Annotated in this window: 3 protein-coding genes; 1 reads left to right on the plus strand and 2 read right to left on the minus strand. The window is 40.1% G+C overall.

The window, feature by feature from the left end:
- Both ACWATR_RS39230 and ACWATR_RS39235 read right to left on the minus strand, forming a co-directional pair.
- The coding region (locus ACWATR_RS39230; protein WP_460345572.1) for a hypothetical protein at positions 1-994 on the minus strand (994 nt) is incomplete at its 3' end.
- A gap of 295 nt (positions 995-1,289) precedes the next feature.
- Positions 1,290-1,589 (minus strand): HNH endonuclease signature motif containing protein, encoded by a 300-nt coding sequence (locus ACWATR_RS39235; protein WP_265277335.1) that lies wholly within the window; start codon positions 1,587-1,589, stop codon positions 1,290-1,292.
- 76 nt (positions 1,590-1,665) lie between these two features.
- Here ACWATR_RS39235 and ACWATR_RS39240 point away from each other — a divergent pair, with 76 nt between their 5' ends.
- The gene (locus ACWATR_RS39240) at positions 1,666-2,769 is read left to right on the plus strand and encodes an XRE family transcriptional regulator (RefSeq protein ID WP_334985880.1); all 1,104 of its coding nucleotides are present in this window, start codon (positions 1,666-1,668) and stop codon (positions 2,767-2,769) included.
- The last annotated feature ends 98 nt before the right edge of the window (positions 2,770-2,867 follow it).

The raw sequence follows: 2,867 nt of genomic DNA on the forward strand, positions 1-2,867 counted from the left end.
GCATTGTAATAACCTCATCTGTGCGTTGTATTTCTAGCAACAACCCAAGTTTGAGATTAAAAATATCTATACTGGACGTGCTATCAATCTGCTTCAATGCAGCTTCTGCATCCTCTGTGTGATAAATAATCAAACTTTGTAGAAGAGAATTATCTGCTTCTGGATCAATGTTGCGTGCCTCTACCGCTAATGTTTTAGCTTTCTCAATATTCTGCTCTACACTAAGAAAATACCCTGACATGGACTGTAAAATCTGCGCCTGCAAGGGTTTATCGAATACATCCCAGCTTTCATCGCCTCGAAGGGCTTCAAGGCAAGTGTAAGCTTGTTGTAAGCGTCCTTGCCGATAAAGTTCCCGGTACTCTTCTAGTTGTTTGGCTTTTGTCTTAGATAATTCAGAAGATAAACGTTCAAGTTTTGAACTAATAACCCCAAACGTTAACTCTGTAGCTCTAGAGTTCTCAGCAAGTTGAGGGTATGGTCGAGGTGCACGACCACAAATTTTTTCTACCCATTCCTGCGATCGCAGGTAACGAAGAACAATTTCAGGGTGAGGTGCTAACTTTTGGCGTATTGTGCTTGCTGACCAAACCTCGTACTGAATGTTAAAACAGGCAAAGCGCTGCTTTTCAATCTCAATTTGTTTTTGTCGCTGAGTTTGACTGAGATCGCAGCCAACAAATAGAATAAATCGCCGAACCTTTTTGTTTAGCCAGTAGTCGATGTATTGAAAAAATTCATCTGACGCATCAATAATCTTCCGAGGTGGAAAATCTTTATAACATTTACACTGTCCCACTTCAGTGTAAATTCCATCATCACAATGTGCTAAAAGGTCAATTCCATCTTGCTGTTGTCCTCGTGTGCCATAAACATCACAAGTAGCGATTCTAGGTTGTTCTGAGAGCAGATCACAGCACAAGTCCTGAAAGGTGTACTCATCAAGCTCATAAAAGTTGGGAGGCAAGTTTGGATTAACTCTAGGAAATACCATTACTACTTCTACTATTTAAAATTTATTGAATAAACTTAGAACATTTAACAGAGGGTAGTGTAACAATCAATACTCGTTATCCTGTGACAGCATAATTATTGCTGACTATCAGTTGTTGCTAATTAGGCATTCTCCTGCTACCTTCGCAACTCATTTCTGACTAAGAAACTACATATTAATTCCTTTTTTTCGACATTTGCACCTGATAAATGTTAAAAATAAATAACAAAAATACTTTGTTTTCCGCCAACTATCTGTCGCTATTTGTCATGTAATCCAGAAACATAACAGTCTACTAGTAAGTAACCATATTAAGATTTCCTACAGATATTACCGAGCAGACGAGTCGAACCGCTTGCCTACTAGCGTTATTCTTCCATTGAAGGGGACGGAGATTTGATAATACATCACTACCACCCAAAGCAACAGGTGTTATATGGTCTACTTCCCAGCCATAAGGGGAGTTTCTATTGCCATATTCGTATCTATTAATCCAAGCACCGCATTGGTCTTTACGCCAAACACGAGGGTCGTAATGAGGCACAACCATAGCTTGGCACCAGACAATCTCAACAGTATTTGTAGTAATGGCCATAACTGTTTATTTGTCAAAAATTTAACTCAGTCTAACACAATATAACATTTAAACATCATAAATCGTCAAATTGCAAATGGAAAATGTTAACTCAATTCGTATTTATAGAGAGCAAACAGGATTTTCCCAGGAACAACTGGGAGAACAGATAGGCGTAACTCGGCAAACAATCGCAGCATGGGAACGAGGCGAACGCGAACCATCACTGCTACAAATTTCTAAAATTGCTAGAGTCTTAGGAGTATCGCTAGAACTTCTACTTGATCAACCAACAGACTCTCTAAAGGGGATTGGGCAACTAGAAGTTAACTTGCTTTTCCGAGCTGATGAACCATCTGCGCTTACCCCCTATGTGCGAGACCATTTAACCCAAAAAGCTGTTGACTATGCTGAAGTAGAAGCGTTGCTAGGAGAGGTTCCTGCAATACCTGCACTCCGTCCCCTAGAAGGTTATGACGAAATACTTGTAGAAGAGTTAGCAACAGAGGTAAGAGACTGGTTAGGAGTAGGAGAATTAACACCTATTGGTGACGTATTAGCTTTATTAGAATCAAAAGGTCTTAAAGTTATCCCATACTTGCTACCAGCAAAAGTTTCTGGTTTCTCCGCCTATACTGAGGCTTGGGGTGCGGTAATTTTTGTCAATGAAGACCATCCCACAGAAAGAAAATTTTTTACTGCCCTTCATGAAGTGGCACACTTAATTTTTCATCGTCGTGAATACAAAGTACCCCAAACCCGTTCTCGTCCAACTGAACCACGAGAAAAAGCTGCTAATCATTTAGCAGGTGCAGTACTGATGCCTAGAGGTGCTGTCTTACGAGAGCTTCATGCCTACCGTAATCGCTGGCTTCCTGAACCGCTCTTAAAAGATATCAAGCGACGTTACGGCATCAGTCTTCGCACAATATTGTATCGAGCAGAACAAGCTGAATTAATTACAAAGCAGCAAAAGGGTCAACAGTTAGGCGTACTCAACAAGAAATATGGTCCAGAAGATGAGCCAGAGAAACTACCATTACCAGAAAGGCTGAATCGTTTGGAACGCTTGGTTTATACGGCATTAATAGAAAAGAAACTTACTGTATCTCGATCTGCCGAAATTTTAGGAGAACATGTTTTAACTGTACGGGAAAAACTCTCTGAATGGTTAAAACAAGGTGAGGAGGATACAATGTGATTGTTCTATTAGATACTATTGCTCTGATTGAGTTACAACAAGCTTATCGCCACTCAGCATTTATCCAACTAACTTCTGTTGAAGTTCTTGATGTAGTG

The organism is Nostoc sp. UIC 10890, from assembly GCF_054786515.1.

Bases quoted from the DNA above. Each gene is read 5' to 3' on its own strand.
- ACWATR_RS39240 (WP_334985880.1), top strand. From the start codon at position 1,666: ATGGAAAATGTTAACTCAATTCGTATTTATAGAGAGCAAACAGGATTT.
- ACWATR_RS39235 (WP_265277335.1), bottom strand. From the start codon at position 1,589: ATGGCCATTACTACAAATACTGTTGAGATTGTCTGGTGCCAAGCTATG.